Below are 26,958 nucleotides of genomic sequence, written 5' to 3'. Positions count from 1 at the left end.
GTGCAACGGTCAGCGTGGATGTGTCGATGCTCCCCGGGAAACCAGTGAGGAGGTGGACAACTCATGAAGATCAACCAGCGTGCGAAGGGACCGGCGAACCGGCGCCGCGCGTGGAAAATCCTCGAGGCGGCCCCGGAAGAACAGGGCACCGGCAGATCCGGCGGCAGCAGGCGGCACAAGAGCAACGAACTGCGCCGTCGCGCGTGGCACATCCTCGAAGCACCGACCGGCGAACAGCCCGCGGTGGAGGCCGACACGGCCCTCGGCCCGGCGCTGCCCGACGACACGACCGTCAACTTCGTACTCGACCTCGCCCTGCGCATCGGCGAGGTGCAGATGGCCAGCGGCGCGGGCGCCTCCGACGTCACCGCGACCATCATCGCGCTCACCGGCGCGCTCGGCCTGCCGCACTGCGAGGTCGACGTGATCTTCACGTCCATCACCGTCACCTGCCACCGCGGCACCGACATGGCGCCGGTCAGCGCGCTGCGCGTGGTGCGCTCGCGCAGCCTGGACTACAGCAGGCTGTCCGACACCGAGCAGCTGGTGCAGCGGATCAACCGCGGCAACATCGGCGCCGAAGAGGCATACGCCGAGCTCCAGCGGATCACCAAGGCGCCGCACCCCTACCCGCGCTGGGTCGCCACCCTGGCCTGGGGCGGCATGGCCTTCTTCATCACCCTGATCGTCGGCGGCGGGCTGGACATCGCCACCGTCGCACTGGTGATCAGCGCGGTGATCGACCGGATCGGCAGGCTGCTCAACCGGTACGCGCTGCCGTTCTTCTTCCAGCAGGTGGCCGGCGGGCTGATCGCCACCGTCTCCGCCACCGCAATACTGAGCAGCGGACTGCTCAGCACCGACAAGCCGACACTGGTGGTCGCCGCCGCGATCACCGTGCTGCTGTCCGGGCTGTCCACCGTCTCCGCGGTGCAGGACGGCATCACCGGCTACTACGTGACCTCGGCCGGGCGCACCATGGAAACGGCGCTGATGAGCGCCGGCCTGATCTCCGGGGTGGTGCTCGCGCTGAAACTGGCGGTGGTGCTGAAACTGCCGCCGACCACCCCCGAGGTGCCCAGCTCCACGCCACAGGACCTGCCGATCATGGTGCTGGCCGGCGGGGGCGCGGCCGCCTGCTTCGCACTGGCCAGTTATTCGCGGTTGCGCCCGACCCTGGTGGCCGGCGCGGCCGGCGCGATCGGGGCCGCGGTGTACGGCGCGCTGATGCTGACAGATTTCGACCAGATCAGTTCCTCCGCGATCGCGGCCACCCTGGTCGGCTTCTGCGGCGGGGTACTGGCCAGGCGGCTGAGGGTCACCCCGTTGGTGGTGGCCGTGTCTGGAATCACGCCGCTGCTCCCCGGTCTTTCCACCTACCGTGGCCTGTACCAGATCGCGGTGGAACCCATCAGCAACTTCTCCACCTTGATGACCGCGGTGGCGGTCGGGCTCGCCCTGGCCGCCGGTGTGGTGCTCGGCGAGTACCTCGCACAGCCGGTACGCACCGGGCTCGGCAGGCTGGAACGCAAGCTTTCCGGACCGCGGATGGCCGGACCGTTGGACCAGGGCCGCCGTCTGGAGTGACTCGTCCAGCTCTGCCCTGCCCTGCTCGTCACGGGATAGTGTTTCCAGCGGGCCGCGCCCGCGAGAGCGTAGGGAGCAGCTGACGTGAGCCAGACCAGTAACGCCAACACCGCGGAGTTCGTCGTGGTGGCCAACCGTCTTCCGGTGGACCTCGAACGGCAGACGGACGGCACCCAGCGCTGGACCGCGAGCCCCGGCGGGCTCGTGTCCGCGCTCGAGCCGTTCCTGCGGTCCCGCAAGGGCGCGTGGGTCGGCTGGCCGGGTGTACCCGACGTGGACGTGGACGAGTTCGAAGATGACGGACTCGTGCTGCACCCTGTGACGCTCACCTCCGACGAAGTCCAGGATTACTACGAGGGGTTCTCCAACGCCTCGCTTTGGCCCCTGTATCACGACGTCGTGGCCAGGCCGGTGTTCGACCGGAGCTGGTGGGAGAGCTATGTCAAGGTCAACCGCCGCTTCGCCGAGGCCTGCGCGACGGTCGCCGGCGAGCGCGCCACGGTCTGGGTACAGGACTACCAGCTCCAGCTCGTCCCGAGCATGCTCCGCGAGCTGCGGCCGGATCTGCGGATCGGTTTCTTCCTGCACATCCCGTTCCCGCCGGTGGAGCTGTTCATGCAGCTGCCGTGGCGGACCGAGATCGTGCGCGGGCTGATCGGCGCCGACCTGGTCGGCTTCCACCGGCCCGGCGGCGCGCAGAACTTCCTCTGGCTGGCCCGCACCCTGGCCGGCCTCGAACCGAGCCGCGGCGCGGTCGGCGTGCGCTCCCGGCCGGGCATGGTGCAGGTCGGCGACCGGACCGTCCGGGTCGGCGCGTTCCCCATCTCGATCGACGCGGCCGGGCTGGACACGCTCGCCCGCAGCAAGCCGGTGGCGGACCGGGCCGCCCAGGTCCGCGACGACCTCGGCAACCCGAAGACGGTGCTGCTCGGGGTGGACCGGCTGGACTACACCAAGGGCATCGACCTTCGGCTGCAAGCGTTCCACGAGATGCTGCAGGAGGGCAGGGTCAAACCGGAGGACGTGACTTTCGTGCAGCTGGCAACGCCGAGCCGCGAGCGGGTGGAGCACTACCAGCGGATGCGCGGCGAGATCGAGCAGATGGTCGGCCGGATCAATGGCGAGTTCGCCAGGGTGGGCCATCCGGTCGTGCACTATCTTCACCAGTCGGTGAACAGGACCGAGCTCGCCGCGTTCTTCTCCGCGGCCGACGTGATGGTGGTGACCCCGCTGCGCGACGGCATGAACCTGGTCTGTAAGGAGTACGTGGCTTGCCGGCACGATCTGGGCGGCGCGCTGGTGCTCTCCGAGTTCGCCGGGGCGGCGGCCGAACTGAGCAGCGCGTTTCTGGTGAACCCGCACGACCTCGACGGGGTGAAGAACGCGCTCGAGGCTGCCATTACGCTCGACCCAGCCGAGGGCAGACGTAGGATGCGCGCCTTGCGTCGTCAGGTCCTCACGCACGACGTCGACAGGTGGGCGCGCTCGTTCCTGGAAGCACTCGGGTCCGAGACGGCCGCCTGACTCCCTCAAGCACAACTCCAACCCTGTTGCACCCGCCCCTACCCACTTGAAGCTCCTGAGGAGGAGTGTTGACCGCCGAGGCTTTGCCCGCCGAGCTGCGGCGGGCGATCGTGCAGATCGCCCGTACCCCGCGGCTGCTGGTCGCCTGCGACTACGACGGCACGCTGGCTCCGATCACGTCCACTCCGGACGAGGCCCGCCCACTGCCCGAATCGGTCGGTGCGCTGCGGTCCCTTGCCGGACTGCACGAGACGACGACCGCGGTGATCTCCGGGCGCGCGCTGCGCGACCTGGCCACCCTGTCCAGACTTCCGGCCGAGGTACACCTGGTCGGCAGCCACGGTTCCGAGTTCGACCTCGGTTTCGTGCACGCGCTGGACAACCGCGCCCGCGAACTGCACCGCAGACTCGAGGGCGAGCTGGAGCAACTGGTACTCGACGTGCCCGGGGTGGCACTCGAGGTCAAACCGGCCAGTATCGCGGTGCACGTGCGCAACGCCGAGCACACCGCGGGCCGCCGCATCCTCAGTTCAGTCCACACAGGACCGTCCACTTGGGACGGTGTGTCGACCACGGACGGCAAGGAGGTGGTCGAGCTCGCAGTGGTGCAGACCGACAAGGGCCGCGCGCTGGACACCCTGCGGCACGAGGCGGGCGCCACCGCGGCGATCTTCCTCGGCGACGACGTCACCGATGAGAAGGCGTTCGCCCGGCTCGCCGGGCCGGACCTCGGGGTCAAGGTCGGCCAGGGGGAAACCCTGGCGGGCTACCGGGTTCCGGACACCACCGATGTGGCCACCGTGCTCGCCTTCCTGCTCGAACAGCGCCGCGCCTGGCTCTACGGCGAGCAGGCCCCGCCGATCGAGCGGCTGTCCCTGCTTGCCAACGAGCGTTCGGTCGCGCTGATCACCCCGGATGCCAGGCTGACCTGGCTGTGCCACCCGGGGCCGGACGCACCCGCGGTGTTCGCCGACCTCCTCGGCGGCCCTGGCGCCGGGCACTTCAGCATCAAGCCGCACCGCAACGGGCTGCCGCTGGGCCAGCGGTACCTGCCGAACACGATGACCGTGGAGACCAGGTGGTCGCGGCTGCTGGTCACCGACTACCTGGAGCCGGAGAGCCCGCCGCACCGGACGGACATGGTCCGGGTGATCTCCGGCGAGACCGAGGCCGAGCTCGTTTTCGCGCCGCGGCCGGAGTTCGGCGGCGTGCCGGTGCGGCTGCTGCCGGAGGACGACGGGCTGCGCGTGCTCGGCACCTCGGAGCCGATCGTGCTGCGCACCCCCGGCGTGCAGTGGTCGATCAGCTCCGACGGCATGCACGACACCGCGTCCGCGCTGGTCCGGCCCACCGCGGAGAAGCCGGTGGTGCTGGAACTCCGTTGCGGCACAACGGATCTCGACGCACACGAGCTGCCGGAGGTGGACCGGCGGGCCAGGGCCGGCGCGTACTGGAGCAACTGGGCGTCGACGCTAAAACTGCCGGACGTGGAGCCGGACCTGGTCGGCCGTTCCGCGCTGACCCTGCGCGGGCTGGTGAACACCGACACCGGCGGGGTGCTGGCCGCGGCCACCTCCTCGCTGCCGGAGGAGATCGGCGGGGTCCGCAACTGGGACTACCGCTACTGCTGGGTCCGCGACGCCGCGATGACCGTGCGCGAACTGGTCGCGCTCGGCTCGCTCGAAGAGGCCGACGGCTACCTGAAGTGGCTGCACGGGGTGCTCGCCACCCTGGCCGGCCCGGAGCGGCTGCACCCGCTGTACACCTTGGCCGGCAACCAGATCGGCGCCGAGGCCGTGATCGACTCGCTGCCAGGCTATGCGGGTTCGCGGCCGGTGCGGGTCGGCAACCTGGCGAACCACCAGGTGCAGCTGGACGTGTTCGGCCCGGTGGTGGAACTGGTCGGCGCGCTGGCGCAGGCCAGGGGCGAGCTGCGGGACCAGGACTGGCAGATGGTGCGGGCGATGGCCGAGGCGGTCACCCGGCGCTGGTTCGAGCCGGACCACGGCATCTGGGAGGAGCGGCACGTGCCGCGGCACCGGGTGTACTCGCGGGTGATGTGCTGGGTGACCATCGACAGGGCGATCAAGCTCGGCGATGTCTACCAGCGCGAGCTGCCCAACGGCTGGCACGAGCTGCGCGACGCGATCGCGTCGGACGTGCTGGAGAACGGCTGGAACGAAGAGGTGCAGGCGTTCACCACTGCCTACGACGGCACCGACCTGGACGCGGCGTCGCTGTTCGTCGGGCTGTCCGGGCTGCTCGACCCCGGCGACGAGCGGTTCCAGTCCACGGTGACCGCGATCGAGGCGGAGCTGCGCAGTGGGTCCACTGTGTACCGTTACCGGCGGGACGACGGCCTGCCCGGCGGTGAGGGCGGGTTCCACCTGTGCGCCGCCTGGCTGGTCGAAGCGTATCTGTTGTGCGGCAGGCGAACCGAGGCCGAAGAGCTGTTCGAGCAACTGGTCGACGCGGCCGGCCCGACCGGCCTGCTGCCCGAGCAGTACGACCCGGTCGCCGAACGCTCGCTCGGCAACCACCCGCAGGCCTACTCGCACCTCGGCCTGATCCGCTGCGCCACCCTCCTCGCCCAGCAGTAACCGCATTGTCCGTGAAGGGCACCTTACCTACCTTGAACGTAGGCAAGGTGCCCTTCACGACGTTCGGCGCGAGGTAGGGTGCGGCGGTGGTGTACCAGCCTCAGACACCGGAGTACATCCGGCTGCCGCCGATGTTCGTGCAGCGCTTCCGCTTCTCGGTGATCCTGATCGGCGTGGCGCTGATCGTCGGCGCGCTGGCGATCTACGGGGTGACCGCGCTGCTGGACAGCGTGCTGCACGACGGCGACCGCGGCGCGCTGGTGCGGGTCGCGGGCCTGCTGCCGCCGCTGTCCGTGCTGATCACCGCGATCACCCTGTGCACCGCCCGGCGCTGCCTGCACGGTGAGTACCTGGTGGTCGCCCGCGCCCGGCGCGTGCGCGGCGTCCTACTGGCCTGCCTGCTCATCGCGTTCGCCGCGATCGCGCTCGCCGACCTGCTGTTCGTGCTGAGCGACCAGGCCGACGCCGTCGACCTGCTCTTCCCGCTGTTCTTCCTGCTCCTCAACCTGCTCGGCTACCTGGCGGGCAGCTTCTTCGTCCGCCCCTCGGTCCGCACCCTGCAGAGGTTCGACGACCGCCCGATCTGGTGACACCAGCCGTCGAGGCGAGCTTGAGGTTTACTACCGTCACTCGAAGTACTCGAGTACCCACACACCAAGAAGTGCGGAACATTCCCGCCTGACCTCTCCAATAAAACGGCCGACCTCAGCTTCAACATCCTTCAACTGAAAAGTCCCACTCCACACCTCCGGCCGCAGCACAGATCCCACACGCCAGCCATCTTCAACCCGGACGAACCGCACTACTCCCAGCTCTTCAAATGACATCGACTTGAAGTGAAAGTTGGAACGTCGGCCGCCTGCCGCAGCTAACCAAGTGTTTAACTCTATCGACAGCTCCAGCACTGGAAAAAGAACTTCCGAGTACAACTCACATTGGCCGTCAACAACCGACAAGTCGCCCTCGACATGCGTCAACACCTCGGGTCGATTACGACTTCGCAGATCAACCGCGACGAGCCCGGAAAAGTCCAGCTCCAGCATCGTCCATACCCTTCCACTGGAAGATCCTTGAGACCATTTCCGCAACCGCCTCGGGACTCACAGCAGCACTCTAGCCACCCCAAAGATCGTCCAACTTCTTCCCAGCCTTGTCGAGAATGACAAATTCGCCTTGAATCCACACGGAGATGCCGCCATCCCAATACGTGACCTCAAGCGCTTCCATCTGAGATGCGTTCAGATGCACATAAATACACTCACCGTAGGCCAACTCGTAAAACATGCCTGCCGGCTCGAACCCGATTGCCCCCGCAACATCGCCCGCTACGGATAGCTTGATCTTGAACACTGGCGTTGGCAAAGAAATCACGTCTTCGATGGCCGCCTAACCTCGCCATCGAAACATTCGTGAAGTACGTACTGGTCGATGGAAATCGCCGCCTTGGCTACACCCAGCCACCTCACAAGGTCGGCGCTGAGCCAGACCCCTTTTTCCAGCGGGTCTTCAATATCTGTAATCTTTTGGACGATATTCAAAGAAACATCAGCATCATCGACAGCCAGTCGACCCAGCTCTTCAGCCAGGGGCATCCCCCAACCGACCACAACCCGCCCAACTTCCTCGAACCGCGCACTATCGGTAACCTCGAAGACCTCCTTAACCCAGTCCGTGTGCCCACGCAACGGAGCGTCCGGGCCACCAGGAGGAAGTCTTTCACCAAGACGCTTGAAGGAGTCGGGAGAGACTCGCAACCTTCGTGTTATTTTCTCCGGCTGAAGCGTCGAGCTCGACACCCCCAGGTAAACTCGAAACAAGATCATCCTCCGAGGTGAATCTAGAACAAACCCAGTCTGATGACACCGGACCAGAAACGGGGTGCCTCCCGTCGGAAAGACACCCCGTTCGCCCGCGTTCTGTCAGTTGCGGAAGACCTGGACCAGGCCGGTGTCCTGGTAGTACTCCATCCAGCCACCCTGGAACGTCTGCTTCTGCCCCCGCGGGAAGGCGAACGGATCGCTAGTCGGGTAGCCGAGGTAGGAGGTCTCCCAGCCCATCGACGCCCACCGGGCCTTGAAGCCGCCGTAGATCAGATGCGACCCGCTGGCGGGGCTCCAGTAGATCGAACCGCCCTTCGCGAAGTGGCTGTACCGGCCTGCCCCGTCCGGCGGGATGGATTCGTCGGTGACCGGCACCCCGAGCACCGACGAGCGATGCCCGCCGTGCGCCAGGTACACCTGGAGGTTCCCGCTACCGACCCAGCGGGCGATGGTGGCCGGTGACCAGTACAACCTGCCGCGTTCGAACGCCCGGTACCGGACGTCACCGTCTGTCGCTTCTTCGGCGACCGGCTTGCCGATGGAAGCCTGCAGACCATCTTCGTTGTTCCAGCGCAGCATGTTCGCCGAAACGATGTTGGGGTCTGGCCAGTCCAACTGCCAGGTAGCATCCGTCTCGAAATAGGTCGGATTGTCGAAGAAGTGCCTACCGCTCTTGTCGGCCGCCCACAACTGCCCGTCGTAGTTCCGGAGCACCTTGGTTCGATCGCTGAACAACTCCACCGACATACCGGACCCGGCCATCCCCGGCCGCCAGCACCAGGTGGCGTCCCTGGCGAATGCCTGGCTGCGGTCGTTGGCCGCCACCTGCACCTTCAGATCGGACTGACGCAGGTAGTAACCAGGTTTGCTGACCGACTCGAACGAAATACAGGTGGGCTCGGCCAGCCCGCCGGCGATCACCCAGGTCATGTCGCCTTCCGAGCCAGGACGTCCCGCCGGGTCGCGCGGCATGACGCGGCCGGAGCCGCCGTTGTCGCGCACATACGAGTTCTGCACACCGGCGGTCGTCGCGCGCAGGGACTGCGTCACGGCGGCGGCCGCGCCGATCCGGAGGAACAGGTCCACGTCGTGGTGATCACCGGCCAGTGCCCGGTGCGCGGCGGCGACCATGGCCGGATGGATCCGGCTGTTCTCGGCCATCGCCAGAATCTCGGTCGCCCGCCTGCGATCCGCGAGTTCCTTCTGCTTCAGCGCGATCTGGTCGTCACGTCGGTCCGCCTCGTAGATCCCGGTGTCGATGAACCATTTCCAGTCCTCAGGTTTGGAGCTGCGCAGCGCACGCTCGGCTGCCACTGCCACCTCGGTACCGGGAGTTGCGCGGTTCCAGATCTCGCGCACGAAGTTCACATCGGAAAGCTCGAGCATCTCAGGCGGTGCGATGATCCGGACCACGGAGGCAGCACGTGACTTCGCGTCGCGGGCCGCTTGTCGGGCCTTCTCGGCCTCTGATGACTCCTTGTCCTGGTCAAGCTTGTCCTGCTCGTCCTGCGCGCGGGCGTCGCGAATTCCATTGCGCAGGAACTCCTTCTGGGCTTCTTCGTCGCCGCCGAACGCCACCAGCGCGGCAGCCTTCACCTTCGGCCCAGTCGCACGCTCCCAGAGTGCGTAGACGAAGCTCTTGTAACTCAGCACCAGCAGGCCGTCATCGGGGACAATGCCGATCACCGCCGCTGCGCTTTGCTTCAGTTCCTTCGCCAGTCGAGCGGCGGCGGCGTCTCGCTCGTTGTTCGTGTGGTCCCGCTGGTAGGCCTCATGAATGCCGGACTTGATCCACAACGTGCACTCCACGTCCAGACCATTGAGGGCGAGCTCGGCCGAAGCGCGGACTTCCTCGCGATCCGGATCCAGCTTCACTTTCTGCCACAGTGCGACGACGAAGTTCCGGTCGCTGAGGACGAGGAGATCGTCCCCGGCCACGATGCTCAGCACCGCGGCCGCCCGCACCTTGTCCTCCTGTGACGACTCCGGCACCGCGCTCGCGAGCTGGGTCATCGGTTGTCCCTGGCCGCTCGGCTCGGCCACGGCCGTGGCCGGGCCGGCCAGCCCGGCCGCCAAAGTCACCGTGGCGAGCCAGGCGGCCAGCATGGTTCTTCGCATGAACTCAGTCCCCTTCGCTCAAATGAGTGGGATCAGTGGCGATAAGCGGTGGTCGCACCGGTGTCGGGGTTGTGGTCGATCCGGCCACCTTGGAACACCTGACGCACCAGGCCGGGCGAGTACACCGGGTCTCCGGTCGGGTAACCGAGATACGAACGCTCCCAGTCCATCGACTTCCACAGCTGCTTGATCGCCCCGTAAACCGGGTGCGCGCCCGTACTCGGCGTCCAGTAGATCGAACCGCCCCGCAGGAAGTGGTTGAACCGGCCGACACCGTCCGGGGTACCGGTCTCGTCGGTGACCGGAACGCCGTACTCGTTCGACTGGTGCCCGCCGAGCTTCAGGTACGACTCGAGGATGTAGCCCTCGATCTCCTTCGCACCGGCTTCCTTGGTCCAGTACAGCCGTCCACGCTGGTAGCCACGCCAGCGGACGTCCCCGTCCACCTGTTCCTCGGTCACCGGGTCACCGATCCGCGCGCGGATCGGGTCGTCGTTGAGCCAGCGCAGGGACAACGCGGTGGTCACCGGGTTCAGCCCGTGCACGCGCCACGAAGCGTCCGCTTCGTACCAGCTGGGGTTGTCGAACCAGTTCGCGCCACTGCGATCGGCCGCGAACAGCTCACCGTTGATGTGGCGGAGAAAGCGGCCACGTGCGCTGAACGATTCAAGCGAAACGCCCGCGCCGTGCAGGCCGGTCCGCGAACACCAGGTGGCGTCGGCGAGGAACTTCTCGCTGCCGTCACCGGGCGCGACCACTACCCGCAGGTTGTCCTGACGCAGGTAGACGCCGGGCCGGCCGGTGACCTCGAACGTGTGGCAGTTCGGGTCCGCCTTCCCGGGAAGGACCTGCCAGTTGGCGTCCGCGCCCACACCAGGCCCCGGCACCGGGTTGCCCGGGTCGATCCTCGCCGGGCCGTCCGCCCCGTTGCGCACGTACCAGCCGCGCACGCCGACCGTGTCCGATTGCAGCGACTGGCCCAGCCACTGGTACTGGCCGATCCGCACGAACCTCGAGACGTCCGAGTCACTGCCGGCGAGGGCGGTCTTCGCCGCATACACCAAACCGGGGTGTACCAGGCTCTTCTCCGCTTTGGTCTGGATCTCCAGCGCGCGGCGACGGTCCGCCTCGGCCTGCTTCTTCAGCTCGAGTTCCTTGTCACGCGCGTCCGCCTGGTAGATGCCGGTGTCGATGAACGCCTTCCACACCGCCGGCTCCGGGCTGCGAAGCGCCTCGACGGCCGCCGCCGCGACCTCGGTGCCGGGTTTCGCCCGGTTCCAGACTTCGCGGATGAAGTTGTCGTCGGACAGCCCGAGGATGCCTTCGGTCGCGACCACGCCGAGCACCTGGCCCATCGCCCGCGCCTTCGCGTCCCGCGCGGCCAGCCTGGCCTTTTCCGCCTCGGATGCCTCGTTGTTCCGGTCGATCTCGTCCTGCTGGTCCTGCTTCTGCGCGGTCAGCACCCCGTTGCGCAGGAACTCGACCTGCGCCGCCTCGTCCTCGCCGAACGCGGCCAGCGCGCCGGCCCGGACCTTGGTGTCCGGCTTGGACTTCTGGTAGACGAGGTAGACGAAGTCTCGGTACGAGCGCACCAGCTCGTCCGGCGTCGCCACGAACCCCACCACCGCCGCCGCGCTCTGCTTCAGTTCGCGCGCGATCCTGGCGGTCTCGGTGTCTCGCAGCTCGTTCGCGTCGTCGCGCTTCTTGGCTTCGTGGATACCGGTCTTGATCCACTGCGTGCATTCGGCGTCCGCACCTCCCAGCGCGAGTTCCGCCGACGCTCGGACCTCGCTACCGGTGGCCTTGCGCCACAAGGCGAACACGAAGTTCCGATCGTTCAGGATCAGCAGGTCATCCCCGGCCACGATGCCCAGCACCGCCGCCGCCCTGACCTTGTCCTCCTGCGAGGACTCCGCCGACTGGACCGCCTTGGTCTCCGATGCCTCCTGCCCTCCCGGCGCGGCGAATGCGACCACCGGGCTCACCAGCCCGGCGATGGACGCGAACGCCGTCACCGCCACCAACCCACGCGAAACCCGGCCACTAGTCACTTTCTTGACCATCGCTAATCCCCCAAAAACTAGCAATCGAATTACATTCAAAACAAAGATAGGCGGCGCCAATGTAAAGTCGACAAAATCGCCTCGAAAGAGAGTTCACGCTCTTCACAGTCATGCTACATTGCCAGGATTTTCACCCTGTCAATATTTCAACTACTCAACCTTTTGAAGAGCCATTTCATACTCCCCATTATTCACCAGCTCGGCAATTACTGCACACATCTCTTCCACGCCAGGGCTCCGCAGAATGACAATATCCGGGCGAGCCGAAAAATAGCGTCCGGACAAGCACTCGCCGGACTTCTCCCAGCGTTCCATTATTCGACCGAGTTCAGCGTAGGTCAGGAACGTTGCGGACCAGGTTGTGCCGTCCGAAAGCGTGACCCAGGCGTCTGCATTTTCGACATCCTCAGGGCGACTTTCGCCCAATTCCACCCTGAGCAGTCCCACGCGAGATTCTATTTCAAACATTGTTCACTTTCCAAACAATTCTATTAAGCGATCGATGACTTTTGACTCATTCGACTTATCCGCTTTGGCTACAATCTGCATGGAGTCACCGACTTTGCGGAAGAACACTCGCCCACCTTCGCGACCACGCAGGTAGGACAAGCCAGTACCCGCTAGTGCCTTCGTCCCGATTCCAGGGTTACTGTTACCAGTGATGAACTTCTGAACCAAAGAATCCATCTCCCTCTGTAACACGGGGTTTCTGCCCGCCTCTTCCGCAGCCTTCACCAGCATAGAGTCCTGACTGATGATGGACAATACAGGACAGTTATGTACAAGTAACTGAGCCTTGGTGATGTAGTAGTTATGATCGCCCTCTACTTCAAAGTTATATACCGTAGTAGCAAGCGCCTGCGAGACGATCCCGGTTACAGTCGGCCTGGTCCCATCCAGCGACTGGAGCTTATCTCCAACCTTGAGGTTTCCTGCATATATCCAACCTCGGTTTACCACCCAAAATGGATGCTGGGGGGTTACCCGCAAATCCACGCCACCGGCAGAAATTGCCAGCAATTGTTCGGCCCGCTTATTGAAGAGTCCGACAACCGTCCGCAATCGAGACTGGTCACCCCCGAGCTCGCGAGCCCAAACCTTGTCCCCGACGGAAATGTCTTCGATCGCCTTTTCCCCAAATTCCACAGCAACCGGCGTTCCTGCAGGGAAGCAGTTGCAGGGAATTCGCTTCGTCGCCTCGAGAGTGTCCAGTGTTTTGTCGAGGAAGCGCCCAGCCAAGCCGGTCGTCTCTAGGAACTTGTCAAGACCGCCGATCACCCGGCCGACCGCCGCGCCCACCGCGGGCAGCTTCGCAATAATAGCAATTATCGATGCGACATTGATTACGGTCCACAGACAAGCAGCAACATCACCTTCACCGAAGCAACGCTTGGCATCATTGATACCGAGCACTTCGAGTAGAATTTCTGCACCATTCTCTCTCAGGAAATCGAGAATCGATTTGCTAGCTGCTGCCAGGCCTTCTTTGTACTGCTGAAGAAGCTCAGGCCCTCCTTCCAGTTGGAGCATGTACTCCTCGTCGGGGGACAGAGCCGGCCTGGCATCACCACCAACTCTTTCTGCTTCCTCCCGGCGCTTGCGCTCTGCTGCCTCTCGGGCGGCCTGCTCGGCTCGGTCGGCGGCCTGCTGGGCTTCGATCGCGAAACCCAACGCGTTCTTCGCCGCTTCGGCCGCATTGTTCGCATGCTGCTGCGCGCTCGCGGCGGCGGCTTCGGCGGCCGTGGCGGCTGCCTCTGCGCGAGTAGCGGCGCCTCGGGCTGCGGCCGCGTCGGTTTCGGCCCGGCTGGCGGCCGAGCGTGCGGCGGCGGCGTCCTTTTCGGCCGCGGCGGCGGCGCGGCCGGCGATGGCCGCGTCGTTGTTCGCGGCGTTCGCGGCCTGACGGGCGGCACGGGCATCGGCCTGCGCCTGGGCGTCAGCCTGGTTCGCCCGTGCACCGGCGGCTCGGGCGAGTGCACCGTCCTCGGCCGCGGCGGCCGCAGCCGCCTGGGCATCCGCGGCGGATCGTGCTGCTGCTGCCGACGAGGCGGCGGCAGCAGCGGCGGCGTCATAAGCCGGTTTGACCTCGGTCGCAGCACGGTCGGCGGCGGCTTTCGCCAGTTCGGCGGCGCGTACCGCTTCGGTGGCCCGATCCGCAGCGGCTTTCGCCTGTTCCGCGCCCACGGCCTTGGCCTGTGCGGCGACCAGAGCGATGAAGTCGGCGTCGATGTCGGACCCGGTGAACGGCGCGACCACGGTGATCGCGGTGTTCGCCGGATCGGTGACGGCCTGCGACGACGCCCTGGCGGCCAGCGACGCCTGCACGGCGATCCCGGCCTGGGTCGCGGCCGAGACGGCTTCGTTCGACGCCGCGTCGGCTTCGGCCTTCGTGCGATCGGCCGCGCGCATCGACGCGACGGCCTCCGCCGACGCCGCCTCGGCAAGGCGGGTCGCCTCACGCGAGTGCTCGGCAGCTTGGATCTCCGCCGTAGTCGCCTCCGCCGCACGGGCGTTGGCCTGCTCCGCGAACATGTGCGTCTCGGCCGCCGCAGCTTCGGCCTTGTTGGCCGCCGCGTTCGCCCGGTCGGCATGTGCCCTTGCCTCCGCCGCGAAAGCCCGTGCCCGCGCGGCCGCACGCGTCGCCTCGGTAGCCGCCGAACGTGCCTTCGCCGCGGCACCGGTGGCGGCATTGGCCGCGCTACGCGCACCAACGGCAGCGCCCCGAGCCGTGTTGGCCTCACCCCGAGCCGCATTCGCCGCGTTCTGTGCCTCGACGCCATGTGCACCGCCACGCGCCGCCGCCGCGGCGGCTTCCAACGCCTGTGCTTTGGCCTCTGCGGCCTGCTGCGCGTGCTCCGCGCCCACCGCCCGGTCTCGGGACGTACGTGCGTTGCCCTCCTCGTTCCGGGCATTCGTCTCGGCACCGCCCGCGATACCGTCCTGCTCCACCGCCCGCTGACGGGCACCTTCCGCGACATTGGCGAGTTGCTCGGCCTGCCCACGCGACGCCCGAGCGCTCGCCGCCTGGCTTTCCGCCGTCTTGCGGTGCGCCGCTGCGGCGGCACGCTCGCGCTCAGCGTTTCTCCGTGCTTCGGCGGCCTTCGCGGCTTCGGACTCCGCGACCAATCGCGCGTCACGGGTGCGCTTCGCCGCCGCCCACGCCTGCTGCTCCGCCTGCTCGGCTGCGACCCTCGCCGCCCGCGCCCTGGCCGCTGCATCCTGGGCAGCGACCGCCTGCACCCGCGCAGCCTCGGCGAGCCGCGCCGCGGCGGCCGCGTGCTCCTGGGCATGTTCACGCCATTTGGTGGCCTGCACCGCGTGCGCTTCGGCCTTGGCCTGCGCGTCCCTGGCCTGGTCGGTCGCCTCGGTCGCGGTGATCGCGTGCTGCGCGGTCTGCGTCGCAGCGACCGCGGCCCGTGAGGCCTCCGCCATGCCCACGGCCATCTGCGCCCACTGCGCCCCGTAGGTCAAGCCGGTCTCGACCAGGATGTTCGCCTCGACGCTCGCTCGTGCTGACGCCTGCTGCGCGTCGTTCGCGGCCTGGTTCGCATACTCGAGCTGCCGCGCGACCTCGCCCTTCACCACGAAGAACGAGTCCGGCGGATGCTGCCCGCCCGCCTCGTTCGCGGCCAGGATCTGCGCCGCCCGCCGTGCCTCGGTGCCCGCCGAGACCAGCGCGTTCGACGCCCGTTGCAGCGCCCGGATCCCGCTGCCGTGCGCGGTCAACAGGTTCTTTCGCGCCACCGACGCCCGAGCAGCCTTCTTCGCCAACTCGGTCAGCTGTTCGGCTGCTTCCTGACGTTCTCGCTGTTCCCGCAAGTACGCCTCACGGGCATCCGCGTCCGCCCTCGCCGCGACCAGATATCCGGTCTTGAGGAAGGTGGCGATCGCCGCGTCTCCAGCGTCCAACGCGGCCTGCGCCGCCTTCTGCACCTCGGAACCCGGCCCGGCCGCGGCGGCCAGCATGGTCACCCGCGCCCGGTAGCGGTCCGCGAGCTCCTTCGCGGACGCCGCCGTCTTCTCGTCCTGCGCTCTCGCGATTTCCGCGCCATAGGCCAGGAAGGCGTCACGGTCACTGTCGGTTCCGGCCAGGACCCGCTCGACCGCGGCGTTGAAAGACGGGCCGCCCGTACCTCGCAGCGGCTCGATCGCCGCCCGGTCCGCGCGCGCCTTCTCAGCCTTGCGTGCGTTGGCCTTCGCCCGTGCCTCCGGCTCGCCGACCATCAGGAAGGTCATGATCGCTTCGTCGTCACCGAACAGCGCCGCCGCGGCCGCATCGCGAACCTCGGGCTCGGCATCCAACTCGGCGATATCCGCCACCAGTTCCCGCAGCCGCGGGTCCCCGGTGAGGTCCACCCCGTCGGTGCCGTTCCACTCCTTGTAGAGCGACTCCGGCATCGGCCGCGGCTCGGACGCCGGCACGTCCGGCGCAGCGGCCGCGGCTCGCGCCGGCGGTACCGGCGCGGCGATCGCCTGCACCGGCTGTACCCCGCCGGCCACCACGGCCACCGCCATAAAAGTCAGTAACGCTCTACGCGCACGTTTCATAACCAGCACGAAGCCACCCCACCCCGGGAGATCTCAAGGAAACGGATTCACCGCGAAAAACTAGAAGAAGATCAATCAGGTCTATTTGTTCATGCGCTGCTCGCCGTCACGAGCCTGCTGCAGCAACTCTTCCCAGAATCGCGCCTGATCCACTGCGAAATCTTTCTCTGCCTGCCAGTCCGCCTGACTGGCCGTGGCCGGGTCGACGATGGCATCCCAGTTGGGTCCCTTGGCCGCGTTTGCCGCGTCCAGCACCGCACGCCAGTTCGCGGCCTGCCGCTCGGCGACCTGCTGCGCCTCGCTCCAGGCCGTGCGCGCCGGTGCGGTCTGCTCGCCCACGGCCTGCCACGCCCGCGCGGCCGCCGCCCTTGCCTGCTCGGCAACCTCTTCCGCCGCGTCCTTCGCCGCCTGCTCGGCAGCCTGCGCCTCGACGATCAGCCGGTTGACGGTCACCCGCCAGGTCACATTGGCGTCGGCCGCGTGGAGCCGGTGCATTTCCAGATCCAGCTTGGCGCTGCTGGCCCAGCCGTAGGCGAAGAACTCGACGATGTCGGCGTCGGTGTACCCGGGCCTGGTCGCCCACGCGGCACTCGCCCGCACCTGCGGCCCGGGGTCGGCGGTGGCCAGCGCCAGGACATATTCGCGATCGGCCTGTTTGATCGCGGCCGCCTGTTCACCCGAGGCGTCCCTCTCCTGCTTGTCGAGTTGCTTTGCGGCTTCATAGCCGGTGCGTGCAAAGGCTTCCCGGTCCGCGTCGGTGCCGTTCACCGCGCGTTCGGCAGCGGCGTGCACCTCCGGTGAGTACTCCTTGGTATGGGTGGCCAGCACGCGGCGGGCGAAGTCGAGGTTCCGTGCCCGGTTCTGCTCCGACCGCTGCACCGCGTAGGCGTAACCGCTCTTCAGGAACTCCGCCACGGCCTCGTCCGGCGCGCTGCTGATCAGGGCCGACCAGGCGGCCGCTCGCACCAGTGAGTAGGGATGTTTTCCCGCGTAGACCCGCACCAGCGCCCGGTCCGCCGCGACGCGGTCCGGCACCTGCGCGACTGCGGACACGGTGGTCGTCAGCGAGAAAGCCGCCGCGGGAGAAGCAAGCCCTCCCACACCGGATACCACCGCCGCGACGCAGACAGCACTCAAGAACGCGCGTTTGCGCACGAAATTTCCCCCTATAACGGAAACGGACCAGCCCCTGGATTGGCGTACCACCCCGACAGCCGGCCCTTTCCGGCTACCCGGAATATATTCCGACAGACCGCCTCCGTTACAGGTCACTTCATCACGGTTTGGACACGCTGAATATGTCAGAGAATTGACACTGTGCCACTAAATACCTGACATTTGCTCTCGGCGGTAGTGCCCTTTTGCACTAATCACAAGCCATCAGAAGGTGGTAAGTACCGCGGCGCGGCCGAGGTTGACGGCGTGGCGGAGGAGGGCGGGATCTCGTTCCAGGGAGCCGACGTCAGGGGCGGCCGGGGCGGGGCGGATGGACAGCAGGTTGCCGGGATCGCCGTCGAGGAACTTTTCGTCCGCGAGGTCACGTGCGTAGAGGGTGCGCCAGGGGTCGAGGACGCCGGGGGCGTGGCGGCGCAGGTAGCGCGGGACGGCCAGTTCCTGGGCGCGCGGGGTCGGTAGGGGGCGTTCGTCGGCGCGGCGGGTGCGCAGGACGAGCACGTGCGTCGCGCCTTGGGCGAGCGCGGTGTGGAAGGGCAGCGGTTCGGCCAGACCGGCGTCCAGGAAGCGCCGGCCGCCGAGGTGGATCGGCTCGCCGGCCAGGATCGGGATGCAGGTGGTCGCGCGCAGCGCTTTTTGCAGGGTGCGTTCGTCGCGGATGAAGGGCGCGAGGTCGGTGGACTCGCCGGTGTCCGCGTCGGTGGCCAGCGGGTGGAAGGTGACCGGGCCGGCCAGGATCGCCGGGAAGTCCATCGGCTGGAGACGACCGTAAATACTGTGCACCAGGTACCCGGTGTCCACCACCGGCCGGCCGCGCAGCGGATGCAGCGGGTTGATCACCCGGCGCATCACATCCGGATCCCACCACGACCGCATCCCGGCCTTGGCCCGGCCGCAAAGCAGCCAGGCACCGTTCAGCGCGCCCGCCGACGAGCCGTAGACGGCGTCGAACGCGGGCAGCAGGCCCAGCTCTTCGAGTGCCATCACCATGCCGCTGGAGTAGGTACCGCGACTGCTGCCGCCTTCGATGGCCAGCGCCAGGCGGTGCCCGTCCTCGCGGCGGCCGGGCAGGCTACCGGCTGCGCGCCGGTCCGCGATCAGCCGCGCTACCGGATGCAACCGAGGAAACCCCGCCAGGACCCGGGCGGGAGGACCAGTGTGCCTTCGGCGGGATTCTTGGAGTCCCGCACCGCCACCGCCTCGCCCGAGAAGGCCACCTCGACACAGTTGCCTTCCGGGTCCCCACCGCTGTAGCTGCTCTTGATCCAAGTGTCCATAGTGGACATGAGCAGCCTCCAGCTCAAAGCCGTTCGATCAACGCGATCGAATCCTCCTGATCCAGCGCGCGATCGGCCAGATCCTCGAAGGCCAGCCTAGCAGCGGAAACCCGAGACTCCCGCTCCTCCAGCATCGAACCAAGAATGTGCTCCACGTACGCCACCTCCGGCTCGACCGGATCCGGAAAGCTCGCCAGCGACAGATTTCCGTACTGCCCGGGGTAGGTGCCGATGGACTCCGACACGACCTGCACGGTGACGTTCTCCAGCTCCGTCTGGTCAACGATCTTGCGCAACTGGGCTTCGTGCGCGGCACCCGGGCAAACCTGCCGCCGGAGCGCGTTCTCGTCGATGATGGCGTGCAACCGGAGCTGAGGCTCGTCCACCAGACGGCGTTGCCGCCGCAACCTGACCGTCACGGCGTCGTCCAGCAGCTGGCCCTCCAGTGGACGGCGTTCCGCTGTGAAGACCTGGCGCATGTAGTCGACGGTCTGCAGCAATCCTGGCACGTAACCGAAGTCGAAGGTGCGCACCAAGCAGGCATCCGCTTCGACACTGATGAATCCTCGGCCATCCATGCCGTACGCGTGCCACCAGCCCTTGTCCTGTGCGCGCTCGTGCATGAGCAGGTACTCGTCCCAGTCCGAGACGATCACCCCGTACAGGTCGAGCATCGCGCGCAGTCCGTGGTACTCGGGCACCTGGCCCTGCTCGATCCGGCTGATCTTGGGCACCGAGTACCGCAGCCGCGTGGCCGCTTCGCGCTGGCTCATGCCGATCTGCTCCCGCAGCCTGCGCAGCGCGCGACCGAGCTGCCTGGCGCGGAAGTTCGGATTCGGCCGCTGGCCCACGCGCGTCTCACCCCCGGGAATCACCTGATCACCGATCGTAAGGTGAAAATCCGGGGGTGAGATTCTCGACGCGCCGGGTCAGGCGGCGTAGCCCTTTGGCGGGACGAGGGTGGCGAGCTGGTCGAAGGAGAGCCAGTAGAGCTGGTTCCCGCCGAAGTTGGCCGGGTCGGCGATGTGCACGGTCATGTTCGAGCTGTCGTAGCCGATCACGGTGAAGTAGTGGTAGATCGTCTCGTCGGGGTAGCCGGGCGGATGGTTGCCCGGCGGCGCGACGATGTTGGTGACCACCGCGTACCCGCCGTCGATGTCGCTGACGATGTCCTGCCAGAGCTTGTCCTTCTGCGCCTGGCTCGGCGGGTCGTCCGGCATCTCGGTGACCTGGTACTCGCCGCCGCCGAGATTGGCGTTGAGCACGTCCACCACCTGGCTGATGTGGTCGGTGCCGTTCTCCGTCGTACCCAACTGCTCGGCCAGCGCGGCCTGGCTCGGCAGGTCGGAGGTGCGCGCGGACTGGGCGATCCTGGTGGCCGCCGGGCCGCACCAGTAGCCGGTCTCCTGCACCTGGTAGCTGACGTCCAGCGACTTGGCGGCCTTGACCTCGGCCCCGGCACTCAGTGGGGTGACGAGGGCTCCAGCGATGGCGACCGCGGCCACCAGAACGGACAATCTGCTGCGCATGCTCATCCTCCGTTGGTCAATAACCGACTTCGTGGTGAGACCGTGATAACTGAACATCCCCAGGTGCACAAGCCCCTTTCGACCTGACCTGAAACCGCCCGAACGCTCCGCGCCCCAGCGGGCAAGAACAGATATGCAGGCAATGACCAAAGATCACGAGCCGGGCGAACCGGCCTCCGGAGCGGATCGGCCGGATCTCGGCGGTGCCGATCCAGCACCGGTGTTCAGCCACCTCTTCGACACGCACGCACCGCCGCTGCACCGCTACCTGGCCAGGCGGGTCGGCAGCGAAACCGCGAACGACCTCCTCTCCGAGACCTTCCTGGTCGCCCTCCGACGACGCGACTCGTACAAACCGGAGGCCGGCACCGTGCGCGGCTGGCTGTACGGCATCGCGACCAACCTGGTCCGCCACCACACCCGCACCGAGCTGCGGGCGCTGAAGGCCACCGCCAGAATGGCCGCCGAGCACCCGGCCACCGCGGGCCCGGAGACCAGGGTCGCCGAGCGGGTGGACGCGCAGACCATGGCCGCCCAGCTGGCCGGCGCGCTGACCGGCCTGTCCACCGAAGACCGCGACACCCTGTTGCTCTCGGCGTGGGGCGGGCTCGAACCCACCGAGGTCGCCGAGGCGCTCGGCATCCCGGCCGGCACCGTGCGCTCCAGGCTGCACCGGATCCGGAAATCGCTGCGCGTCGGCGCACCGAACGTCACCAAGGAAGAGCCCGTGGAGGTGGCCGATCATGAGTGAAGACAATCTGCGACAGGTCTGGTCCGAAGCGGAGCTGGACACCGCGCTGGCCACCCTGCACGCCGACCCGCACACCGACGAAAACGAGCTGCGCCGGGCCAGGGACGCGATGCTGCGCGGCGCCGGGACGGTCACCGCCGAGCAGCTGTCCGGTCGGCCGCCGAAGAAGACGGGCAAGTCCTGGGTGCGCTGGGCCAGCGCCGCCGCCGCGGTGGTCGTGGTGGCCGCCGGCGGCATCACCGCGGCCAACCTGATGGTGGACCGGCCGGCCCCGATCGAATCGGGTGCCCAGCAGACCGGCATCGCCTGGTTCGGTTCGAGCGATCCCGTCGTGGCGCCCGGCCAGTACCGCTACTTCGCGAAGCACGCCTGGGCCATGCACAGCACCGGTGATGACGACAAGAAGTTCAGCTACCTGAACGAGAGCGTCACCGAGTACTGGATGCCCTTCGACCAGAACCAGGAATGGCTGATGCGCTCGGGCTCCACCGGCAAGCGGATCTGGGTGGTGGGCACCGAACAAGAGGCCATCGCCAACGGGGTCCAGTTCTCGCCGCCGTCCAGCCCCGAGGAGAAGCGGGCACCGCGCGGCGAGTTCTACGGGCCGATCGAGGGCGCCTGGCAGCAGCCGAACCCGAAGTTCCTGGCCGAGTTGCCCAAGCCCCCGCGCCAGCTCTACGACCGGCTTCGCGCCGACACCGAGGACCGGGGAAAGGACCCCGACCTCGAGATGCTCGTGTACGTGGCGGACGCACTGCGCACCGGCCGGGTGCCGGCGGAGTACCGCAACACCATGTACCAGGCGCTCGCCATGGTGCCGGGGCTCCAGGTGACCCCGGACGTCCGGACCCTCGACGGCAGGATCGGCACGTCACTGGCCATCGAGAAGGCCGGCGTCCGGCAGCAGATCATCGTCGACCCGGCCACCGGGCAGCTGATCGGCGAGCGGGAGACCGAACTGGAGGACCGCGGCGCCAGTCCCGCGGGCTCCGTCAGCTCTGAAGCCAACTACGAGTACGGCGTCGCCACCGAGATCGGTGTGAAGCCGCCCGGCTGACGCGCCGGGGTCCGGGCCCGTGCGTCCGTCGGGGGACGCACGGACCCCGGCCCAACGTGACGTTTGGCCGATAGAACGAGCCAAACGTCACGTTGGGCTCGTATGGGCGGGGCCGACCTCGTGCGCAACGGTGTAGGTGGGCACGCCGGTCATCCGGGGTTCGGCGTGGCCGGCAAGGCCGGCCAAGGCGGCCTGGATGGCGGCCACCCGGCCATCCGTGTCCGAGTTCTCCACGAAGTTCCGGTAGTCCGCCTCGCTGGCCCAGTGCACGATGTTGTAAACCCGCGTCCCGTCGGTGCTCAGGTGGAACCGGGCCGAGCGGTAGCCGGGGTAGAAACACACCCATCGCCGCTGGACCTCGGCGAAGGCGGCCGTCAGTTCACGTTGGGTTTCGGGCCCGTCGACGGTGTAGTCGATGATCGAGTAGAAGCCGTTGTCGACGCTCATACCCGAACCCTGCTACCTCAAGATAGGTTCAGGTCAAGACCGGGCGTGCTGCGCCGCGGACAGCGCCAGGCCCACGTTGCTCACCTCGAGCGCCCGGATACCGTCCGGCAACCGCCCGGAATCGGGCGGCACCAACGCATGCGTGAAGCCGAGCCGGGCCGCTTCGCTGATCCGCCTGCCGACCCCGCCGACCCGCCGGATCTCCCCGGCCAGCCCCACCTCGCCCACCGCGACCAGCCGCGGGGACAGTGCCACGTTCTCCGCGGAGGAAGCGATGGCGAGCACCAGCGCCAGGTCCACCGCCGGCTCGGTGATCTTCATGCCGCCCACGGTCGCCGCGTAGACGTCCTTGTCGCCCAGTTTCAGCCCAGCGCGTTTCTCCAGCACCGCGAGCACCATGCCGACCCGCGCCGAGTCCAGCCCGCTCACCGCCCGCCGCGGCTGCGGCATGTAGGACTGCGCGACCAGCGCCTGCACCTCGCCGAGCAGCGGCCGTTTTCCTTCCACCGCAACGGTTACCGCGGTACCCGGCACCGGATCGGCGTCCCGGTTCAGGAACAGTCCGGACGGGTCGGGCACGCCGACGATGCCCTCTTCGACCAGCTCGAAGCAGCCGATCTCGTCCGCCGCGCCGAACCTGTTCTTCACCCCGCGAAGCAGCCGCAAGGTGGAGTGCCGGTCGCCCTCGAACTGCAGCACCACGTCCACCAGGTGCTCCAGCACCCGCGGGCCGGCCACCGAACCGTCCTTGGTGACGTGGCCGACCAGCACCACCGGCAGGCCGCGCTCCTTGGCCAGCGCGACCAGGCCCGCGGTCACCGCCCTGACCTGGGTGACCCCGCCGGGCGCGCCGTCCACCTGCGGCGACGACATGGTCTGCACCGAGTCCACGATCAGCATGCCCGGCTTCACCGCGTCCACGTGCCCGAGCACCGCGGACAGGTCGCTCTCCGCGGCCAGGTACATCGACCCGTGCAGGTTGCCGGTGCGCTCCGCGCGCAGCCGCACCTGTCCCGCCGACTCCTCACCCGTGACATACAGCGAAGGCCCCGAATCCCGTCCCAACGCTGCCCACTGGAACGCGACCTCAAGCAGCAAGGTCGACTTGCCGACCCCCGGCTCCCCCGCCAGCAGCACCACCGCGCCGGGCACCAGGCCGCCGCCCAGCACCCGGTCCAGCTCCGAGACCCCGGTGCCCCGCGCCCGCGCGGTCTCTACATCGACCTCACCGATCGGCCTCGCGGGCGCGCTCGGCGCACCGGCGACCACCCTGGCGATGACCGGGCGCGCGTCCCCGCGCTCCTCGATCGATCCCCACGCTTGGCACTCCGGACAGCGGCCGACCCACTTCGCGACCTCGTTACCGCACTCCGCGCAGCGGTAGGTCGCACCCTTCTTGACCATTGCCGCAGACGTTAGCCGGGGGCACCGACAGTTCCGCGCGGGTCAGTGCCCGCCCGACTCGCCTTCCTTGGCCTCGCCGCCCGGTACGTCGCACTTGAGCTGCACGGAGGGCTCGCCGATCGGGATCGAGGCCGGGGCAGCGCCGTTGCTGAAGTTGAAGGTGACCTTGATGGTCTGGCCCGGCCACAGCACGCGCTTGAGGCCCTGCAGCGTGATGGTGGCGTGGCCGACCTGCTGGTCCTGCGAAGAAGAGGAGGCGCCCGGCTCGGAGACCTGCTGCACACCCGGCCGGCCCGGCTCGTCGATCTGGAGCTTGTGACCGGCGGGAACCACCTTCGAGCCCTCGATGACGGCGCCGGTGGCCACCTCGGAGGTGACCGAGAGCAGCTGCACGTCGGCGCCACCGGTGTTGGCGAACTGCGCCGAGAGCGGCGCGTCCATGCCAGGGGTGTACGCCTGGTCGCAGGAGTTGCGGTTGACCACCACGGCGTTGCGCACGGAGACCGGGCCCTTCTGCGCGCCCGCGCCGAGGACCCCCGACTTCTGGCTGTCCGTCTGGGTGATTTGCCCCGCGCCGCACCCGGCGATCGCCATGGCGGCGCCGAGACCGAGCACAGCAGAGCCGAGCACGCGATGATTCTGCAGCCTCACGGTGGACAGTCCCTCCCTAAGCGCACACCTGATCTACCCGCGAAGGGTAGCGGGGGCCTGCTGAGAGTCGAAACCTGGTGCCGTTTCGGCGCCAAGAGCCGTAGCTCAAATGTCCATAATGGATTGGCCGGAGCCGGGGAATCGCTTGCGCCCCACCTGCATGAGCATGGGAAATGCACCTTTGTCAACCCCCGTCCAGAGCACTTTCAGGCCGCTGACCTGCGAGGACGGATCACGGGTGCCTAGGTGCCCTCCGGCACCCCGTGCTAAGATGGCGGTAGCGAAAGGGGCAGAGGACACATGGTTTTCAAGGTCGGAGAGACCGTCGTCTACCCGCACCACGGTGCCGCACTCATCGAGGCAATCGAGACCCGTGTGATCAAGGGCGAGGAGAAGAAGTACCTCGTCCTCAAGGTCGCGCAAGGGGATCTTACGGTTCGCGTGCCAGCAGACAACGCCGAGATCGTCGGTGTGCGTGATGTCGTTGGCCAGGATGGTTTGAACCGTGTCTTCGACGTGCTGCGTGCTCCGCACACCGAGGAGCCCACGAACTGGTCTCGTCGGTACAAGGCCAACCTCGAGAAGCTCGCCTCCGGCGATGTGAACAAGGTGGCCGAAGTGGTGCGCGACCTCTGGCGGCGAGAGAAGGACCGTGGCCTTTCGGCCGGCGAGAAGCGCATGCTGGCGAAGGCTCGGCAAATCCTGGTGAGCGAGCTCGCGCTCGCCGAGGGCACCGACGAGGGCAAGGCTGAAGTGCTGCTCGACGAAGTTCTGGAAACCGCAGCGGTTTAGTTACAGGCTGCCGGGAAGGCGATCACGACGGTGAAGGTCGTCGCGCTTGTCGCTGCCGATGCACACGGTTCCGCCGAGCCGGACGTGTTGGCCCCGGTACATGGTGAACCCCTGCTGACCCATGCCGTGCGAGGGCTGTTCGATTCCCGGAGCGTGGATCTGGTGATCGTAACGGCCCCCGCGCGGCATGTTGCGTCCTATCGGTCGGCGTTGCGGGCCCTGCCCGGCGCCGAAACCCGGGTGCGGGTGCTCCCCGGTGGCGCCGATCGCGCCGAATCGACACGACTCGCCTTCGCGGCCGTCGAGCCCGGTACCTACCAGATCGTCCTGCTGCACGACGCGGCCCGCGCCTTCACCCCGCCCGCCACCATCCGGGCGGTGGTCTCCGCGGTCGCGGAGGGTGCCGGCGCGGTGGTCCCGGTGCTGCCGGTCACCGACACCGTCAAGCTGGTCAACGCGGATGACGTGGTCACCGGCACTCAGGACCGCGCTCGGCTGCGCACCGTGCAGAGCCCGCAGGGCTTCACCGAAGAGGTGTTCCGCGACGTGTGCGGCGCCGATCCGGTCAGCAAGCTGGGCGACGCGGTGCACACCGTCGCCGGCCATCCGAACGCGCTGCGCGTGGCCACCCCGTTCGACCTGGCGGTCGCCGAGGCCATGCTGGTCCGCGACCTCGACCAGCGGGGGAAGTCTTGAGAGTGGGCACCGGCGTGGACGTGCACCCGGTGGAACCCGGCCGTGCATGCTGGGTCGCCGGGCTGCACTGGCCCGGCGTCGACGGCTGCGCCGGGCATTCGGACGGCGATGTGGCAGCGCACGCGCTCTGCGACGCGATGCTGGCCGCGGCCGGCCTCGGCGATCTCGGCGCGGTGTTCGGCACCGGTGACCCCCGCTGGTCGGGAGCGCACGGCGCGGAGCTGCTGGCCGAGGTCCGGCGGCGGGTCCGGGCCGCGGGACTACGCCTCGGCAACGCGTCGGTGCAGGTCATCGGCAACGCGCCGCGTATCGGTACCCGCCGCGAGGAGGCCCAGCGCGTGCTCGGTGACGCGGCGGGCGGGCAGGTGAGCGTCGCCGGCACCACCACCGACGGGCTCGGCCTGACCGGCCGCGGCGAAGGGATCGCGGCCATCGCGACCGCGCTTCTGCTGCCCGTGGACGACGGCGCGTCCGCGACCGGTTGAGCACGCGCCGGAACTACGCTCGGCGCCATGGCACAGACCTTCAACGAGACCACCCGCGCCCTCTTCGACGGGGCCAACTACGCCACCGTCTGCACCCTGAACCCGGACGGCGGCCCGCAGTCCTCGGTGCTCTGGGTGAAGCGGGAAGGTGACACCGTGGTGTTCTCCACCACCAGGGGCCGCCGGAAGGAGCGCAACCTGGCACGCGACCCGCGGATCAGCGTCTCGATCTTCGACCTGAAGAACCCGTACAGCTACGTCGAGGTACGCGGCACCGCGGAGGTCACCGAGGAGGGCGGCCGGGCGCTGATCGACGAGCTGTCGAACAAGTACGGCGGCCGGGACTACCCGGCCGAGCCCGAGAGCGTGGTGCGCGTGGTGGTCCGGGTCACCGCGGACAAGATCACTGGTTTCTCCGCCTGACCTGCCGAACGGCTAA

The 26,958-nt window shown here is 67.8% G+C and carries 25 protein-coding genes; 10 read left to right on the top strand and 15 right to left on the bottom strand.

The features are described 5' to 3' along the window. The first annotated feature begins 63 nt into the window (after positions 1 to 63). The 4 genes from AMYNI_RS0120035 to AMYNI_RS0120020 all read left to right on the top strand — a co-directional run bounded on the left by AMYNI_RS0120035 (position 64) and on the right by AMYNI_RS0120020 (position 6,301). Complete coding sequence (locus tag AMYNI_RS0120035) at positions 64 to 1,587, top strand: threonine/serine exporter family protein (protein ID WP_020669827.1); 1,524 nt, start codon at positions 64 to 66, stop codon at positions 1,585 to 1,587. An 84-nt stretch (positions 1,588 to 1,671) separates the two neighbouring features. Continuing rightward, positions 1,672 to 3,111 (top strand): alpha,alpha-trehalose-phosphate synthase (UDP-forming), encoded by a 1,440-nt coding sequence (locus AMYNI_RS0120030; protein ID WP_020669826.1) that lies wholly within the window; start codon positions 1,672 to 1,674, stop codon positions 3,109 to 3,111. Between the two features lie 68 nt (positions 3,112 to 3,179). After that, entirely contained in the window at positions 3,180 to 5,711 is a 2,532-nt protein-coding gene (gene otsB / locus AMYNI_RS0120025) for a trehalose-phosphatase (protein ID WP_020669825.1), read from the top strand. An 86-nt stretch (positions 5,712 to 5,797) separates the two neighbouring features. Next, a complete protein-coding gene (locus AMYNI_RS0120020) occupies positions 5,798 to 6,301 on the top strand; it encodes a hypothetical protein (RefSeq protein ID WP_020669824.1) in 504 nt (167 codons plus the stop codon). A 36-nt stretch (positions 6,302 to 6,337) separates the two neighbouring features. Here the strand turns inward: AMYNI_RS0120020 and AMYNI_RS49130 are convergent, their stop codons facing one another. The 12 genes from AMYNI_RS49130 to AMYNI_RS0119975 form a co-directional block, all read right to left on the bottom strand. After that, positions 6,338 to 6,754: a DUF7878 domain-containing protein gene (locus AMYNI_RS49130; RefSeq protein WP_157357415.1), complete on the bottom strand. Its 417-nt coding sequence runs from the start codon at positions 6,752 to 6,754 to the stop codon at positions 6,338 to 6,340. 70 nt (positions 6,755 to 6,824) lie between these two features. Next, entirely contained in the window at positions 6,825 to 7,061 is a 237-nt protein-coding gene (locus AMYNI_RS0120015) for a hypothetical protein (RefSeq protein ID WP_020669823.1), read from the bottom strand. Positions 7,062 to 7,078: 17 nt separating this feature from the next. Then, positions 7,079 to 7,534, bottom strand: coding sequence for a DUF4279 domain-containing protein (locus tag AMYNI_RS48210; protein WP_084628413.1), 456 nt, complete (start codon positions 7,532 to 7,534; stop codon positions 7,079 to 7,081). Positions 7,535 to 7,630: 96 nt separating this feature from the next. After that, complete coding sequence (locus tag AMYNI_RS47305) at positions 7,631 to 9,649, bottom strand: AbfB domain-containing protein (RefSeq protein WP_157357413.1); 2,019 nt, start codon at positions 9,647 to 9,649, stop codon at positions 7,631 to 7,633. A gap of 32 nt (positions 9,650 to 9,681) precedes the next feature. After that, entirely contained in the window at positions 9,682 to 11,670 is a 1,989-nt protein-coding gene (locus AMYNI_RS50180; RefSeq protein ID WP_245573960.1) for an AbfB domain-containing protein, read from the bottom strand. A gap of 192 nt (positions 11,671 to 11,862) precedes the next feature. Beyond that, on the bottom strand, positions 11,863 to 12,159 hold the full coding sequence (locus AMYNI_RS49125) for a hypothetical protein (protein ID WP_157357412.1): 297 nt from the start codon (positions 12,157 to 12,159) through the stop codon (positions 11,863 to 11,865). Positions 12,160 to 12,183: 24 nt separating this feature from the next. Further along, positions 12,184 to 16,224 carry a polymorphic toxin-type HINT domain-containing protein gene (locus tag AMYNI_RS0120000; protein ID WP_020669820.1) on the bottom strand — a complete coding sequence of 1,347 codons (4,041 nt, stop codon included), beginning with the start codon at positions 16,222 to 16,224 and terminating at the stop codon, positions 12,184 to 12,186. Positions 16,225 to 16,338: 114 nt separating this feature from the next. Beyond that, positions 16,339 to 17,412, bottom strand: a complete 1,074-nt coding sequence (locus AMYNI_RS0119995) for a hypothetical protein (RefSeq protein ID WP_245573959.1) — start codon at positions 17,410 to 17,412, stop codon at positions 16,339 to 16,341. A gap of 225 nt (positions 17,413 to 17,637) precedes the next feature. After that, on the bottom strand, positions 17,638 to 18,549 hold the full coding sequence (locus tag AMYNI_RS0119990) for a patatin-like phospholipase family protein (protein WP_020669818.1): 912 nt from the start codon (positions 18,547 to 18,549) through the stop codon (positions 17,638 to 17,640). Beyond that, positions 18,537 to 18,716, bottom strand: a complete 180-nt coding sequence (locus AMYNI_RS0119985) for a DUF397 domain-containing protein (RefSeq protein ID WP_026360682.1) — start codon at positions 18,714 to 18,716, stop codon at positions 18,537 to 18,539. The genes AMYNI_RS0119990 and AMYNI_RS0119985 overlap by 13 nt, the downstream gene beginning before the upstream one ends. A gap of 14 nt (positions 18,717 to 18,730) precedes the next feature. Continuing rightward, positions 18,731 to 19,558, bottom strand: a complete 828-nt coding sequence (locus AMYNI_RS0119980; protein WP_020669816.1) for a helix-turn-helix domain-containing protein — start codon at positions 19,556 to 19,558, stop codon at positions 18,731 to 18,733. A gap of 78 nt (positions 19,559 to 19,636) precedes the next feature. Continuing rightward, the gene (locus AMYNI_RS0119975) at positions 19,637 to 20,236 is read right to left on the bottom strand and encodes a C39 family peptidase (RefSeq protein WP_026360681.1); all 600 of its coding nucleotides are present in this window, start codon (positions 20,234 to 20,236) and stop codon (positions 19,637 to 19,639) included. 133 nt (positions 20,237 to 20,369) lie between these two features. On the opposite strand from AMYNI_RS0119975, the gene AMYNI_RS0119970 reads away from it, so the two are divergent. Both AMYNI_RS0119970 and AMYNI_RS44895 read left to right on the top strand, forming a co-directional pair. Next, positions 20,370 to 20,987 carry an RNA polymerase sigma factor gene (locus AMYNI_RS0119970; protein WP_020669814.1) on the top strand — a complete coding sequence of 206 codons (618 nt, stop codon included), beginning with the start codon at positions 20,370 to 20,372 and terminating at the stop codon, positions 20,985 to 20,987. Beyond that, on the top strand, positions 20,980 to 22,044 hold the full coding sequence (locus AMYNI_RS44895; RefSeq protein ID WP_020669813.1) for a CU044_5270 family protein: 1,065 nt from the start codon (positions 20,980 to 20,982) through the stop codon (positions 22,042 to 22,044). The genes AMYNI_RS0119970 and AMYNI_RS44895 overlap by 8 nt, the downstream gene beginning before the upstream one ends. A gap of 87 nt (positions 22,045 to 22,131) precedes the next feature. Here the strand turns inward: AMYNI_RS44895 and AMYNI_RS0119960 are convergent, their stop codons facing one another. Genes AMYNI_RS0119960 through AMYNI_RS44890 form a run of 3 tightly spaced genes read right to left on the bottom strand, consistent with a single transcriptional unit; the run spans position 22,132 to position 24,525 of the window. Continuing rightward, positions 22,132 to 22,491 (bottom strand): antibiotic biosynthesis monooxygenase, encoded by a 360-nt coding sequence (locus tag AMYNI_RS0119960; RefSeq protein ID WP_020669812.1) that lies wholly within the window; start codon positions 22,489 to 22,491, stop codon positions 22,132 to 22,134. A gap of 33 nt (positions 22,492 to 22,524) precedes the next feature. Continuing rightward, positions 22,525 to 23,895: a DNA repair protein RadA gene (radA, locus tag AMYNI_RS0119955; protein WP_020669811.1), complete on the bottom strand. Its 1,371-nt coding sequence runs from the start codon at positions 23,893 to 23,895 to the stop codon at positions 22,525 to 22,527. Between the two features lie 42 nt (positions 23,896 to 23,937). Beyond that, positions 23,938 to 24,525, bottom strand: coding sequence for a copper chaperone PCu(A)C domain-containing protein (locus AMYNI_RS44890; protein ID WP_040405833.1), 588 nt, complete (start codon positions 24,523 to 24,525; stop codon positions 23,938 to 23,940). Between the two features lie 321 nt (positions 24,526 to 24,846). On the opposite strand from AMYNI_RS44890, the gene AMYNI_RS0119945 reads away from it, so the two are divergent. From AMYNI_RS0119945 to AMYNI_RS0119930, 4 genes are read left to right on the top strand one after another with little or no spacing between them, the layout of a single operon-like run. Continuing rightward, positions 24,847 to 25,338 (top strand): CarD family transcriptional regulator, encoded by a 492-nt coding sequence (locus AMYNI_RS0119945; protein ID WP_020669809.1) that lies wholly within the window; start codon positions 24,847 to 24,849, stop codon positions 25,336 to 25,338. A 30-nt stretch (positions 25,339 to 25,368) separates the two neighbouring features. Beyond that, entirely contained in the window at positions 25,369 to 26,034 is a 666-nt protein-coding gene (locus AMYNI_RS0119940) for a 2-C-methyl-D-erythritol 4-phosphate cytidylyltransferase (RefSeq protein ID WP_020669808.1), read from the top strand. Then, positions 26,031 to 26,519, top strand: a complete 489-nt coding sequence (gene ispF, locus AMYNI_RS0119935; protein ID WP_026360680.1) for a 2-C-methyl-D-erythritol 2,4-cyclodiphosphate synthase — start codon at positions 26,031 to 26,033, stop codon at positions 26,517 to 26,519. The genes AMYNI_RS0119940 and ispF overlap by 4 nt, the downstream gene beginning before the upstream one ends. Positions 26,520 to 26,546: 27 nt before the next feature. After that, on the top strand, positions 26,547 to 26,942 hold the full coding sequence (locus AMYNI_RS0119930; RefSeq protein ID WP_020669806.1) for a PPOX class F420-dependent oxidoreductase: 396 nt from the start codon (positions 26,547 to 26,549) through the stop codon (positions 26,940 to 26,942). The last annotated feature ends 16 nt before the right edge of the window (positions 26,943 to 26,958 follow it).

Origin of the sequence: Amycolatopsis nigrescens CSC17Ta-90 (assembly GCF_000384315.1) — a bacterium.
GTDB lineage: Bacteria > Actinomycetota > Actinomycetes > Mycobacteriales > Pseudonocardiaceae > Amycolatopsis > Amycolatopsis nigrescens.
Note: the sequence above shows the minus strand (reverse complement) of the source record. Positions and strands in the feature narration are given on the sequence as shown.

Bases quoted from the DNA above. Each gene is read 5' to 3' on its own strand.
- AMYNI_RS0120035 (WP_020669827.1), top strand. From the start codon at position 64: ATGAAGATCAACCAGCGTGCGAAGGGACCGGCGAACCGGCGCCGCGCG.
- AMYNI_RS49130 (WP_157357415.1), bottom strand. From the start codon at position 6,754: ATGCTGGAGCTGGACTTTTCCGGGCTCGTCGCGGTTGATCTGCGAAGT.
- AMYNI_RS48210 (WP_084628413.1), bottom strand. From the start codon at position 7,534: ATGATCTTGTTTCGAGTTTACCTGGGGGTGTCGAGCTCGACGCTTCAG.
- AMYNI_RS47305 (WP_157357413.1), bottom strand. From the start codon at position 9,649: ATGCGAAGAACCATGCTGGCCGCCTGGCTCGCCACGGTGACTTTGGCG.
- AMYNI_RS0120000 (WP_020669820.1), bottom strand. From the start codon at position 16,224: ATGGCGGTGGCCGTGGTGGCCGGCGGGGTACAGCCGGTGCAGGCGATC.
- AMYNI_RS0119985 (WP_026360682.1), bottom strand. From the start codon at position 18,716: ATGTCCACTATGGACACTTGGATCAAGAGCAGCTACAGCGGTGGGGAC.
- AMYNI_RS0119975 (WP_026360681.1), bottom strand. From the start codon at position 20,236: ATGCGCAGCAGATTGTCCGTTCTGGTGGCCGCGGTCGCCATCGCTGGA.
- AMYNI_RS0119970 (WP_020669814.1), top strand. From the start codon at position 20,370: ATGCAGGCAATGACCAAAGATCACGAGCCGGGCGAACCGGCCTCCGGA.
- AMYNI_RS44895 (WP_020669813.1), top strand. From the start codon at position 20,980: ATGAGTGAAGACAATCTGCGACAGGTCTGGTCCGAAGCGGAGCTGGAC.
- AMYNI_RS0119960 (WP_020669812.1), bottom strand. From the start codon at position 22,491: ATGAGCGTCGACAACGGCTTCTACTCGATCATCGACTACACCGTCGAC.
- radA (WP_020669811.1), bottom strand. From the start codon at position 23,895: ATGGTCAAGAAGGGTGCGACCTACCGCTGCGCGGAGTGCGGTAACGAG.
- AMYNI_RS0119945 (WP_020669809.1), top strand. From the start codon at position 24,847: ATGGTTTTCAAGGTCGGAGAGACCGTCGTCTACCCGCACCACGGTGCC.
- AMYNI_RS0119930 (WP_020669806.1), top strand. From the start codon at position 26,547: ATGGCACAGACCTTCAACGAGACCACCCGCGCCCTCTTCGACGGGGCC.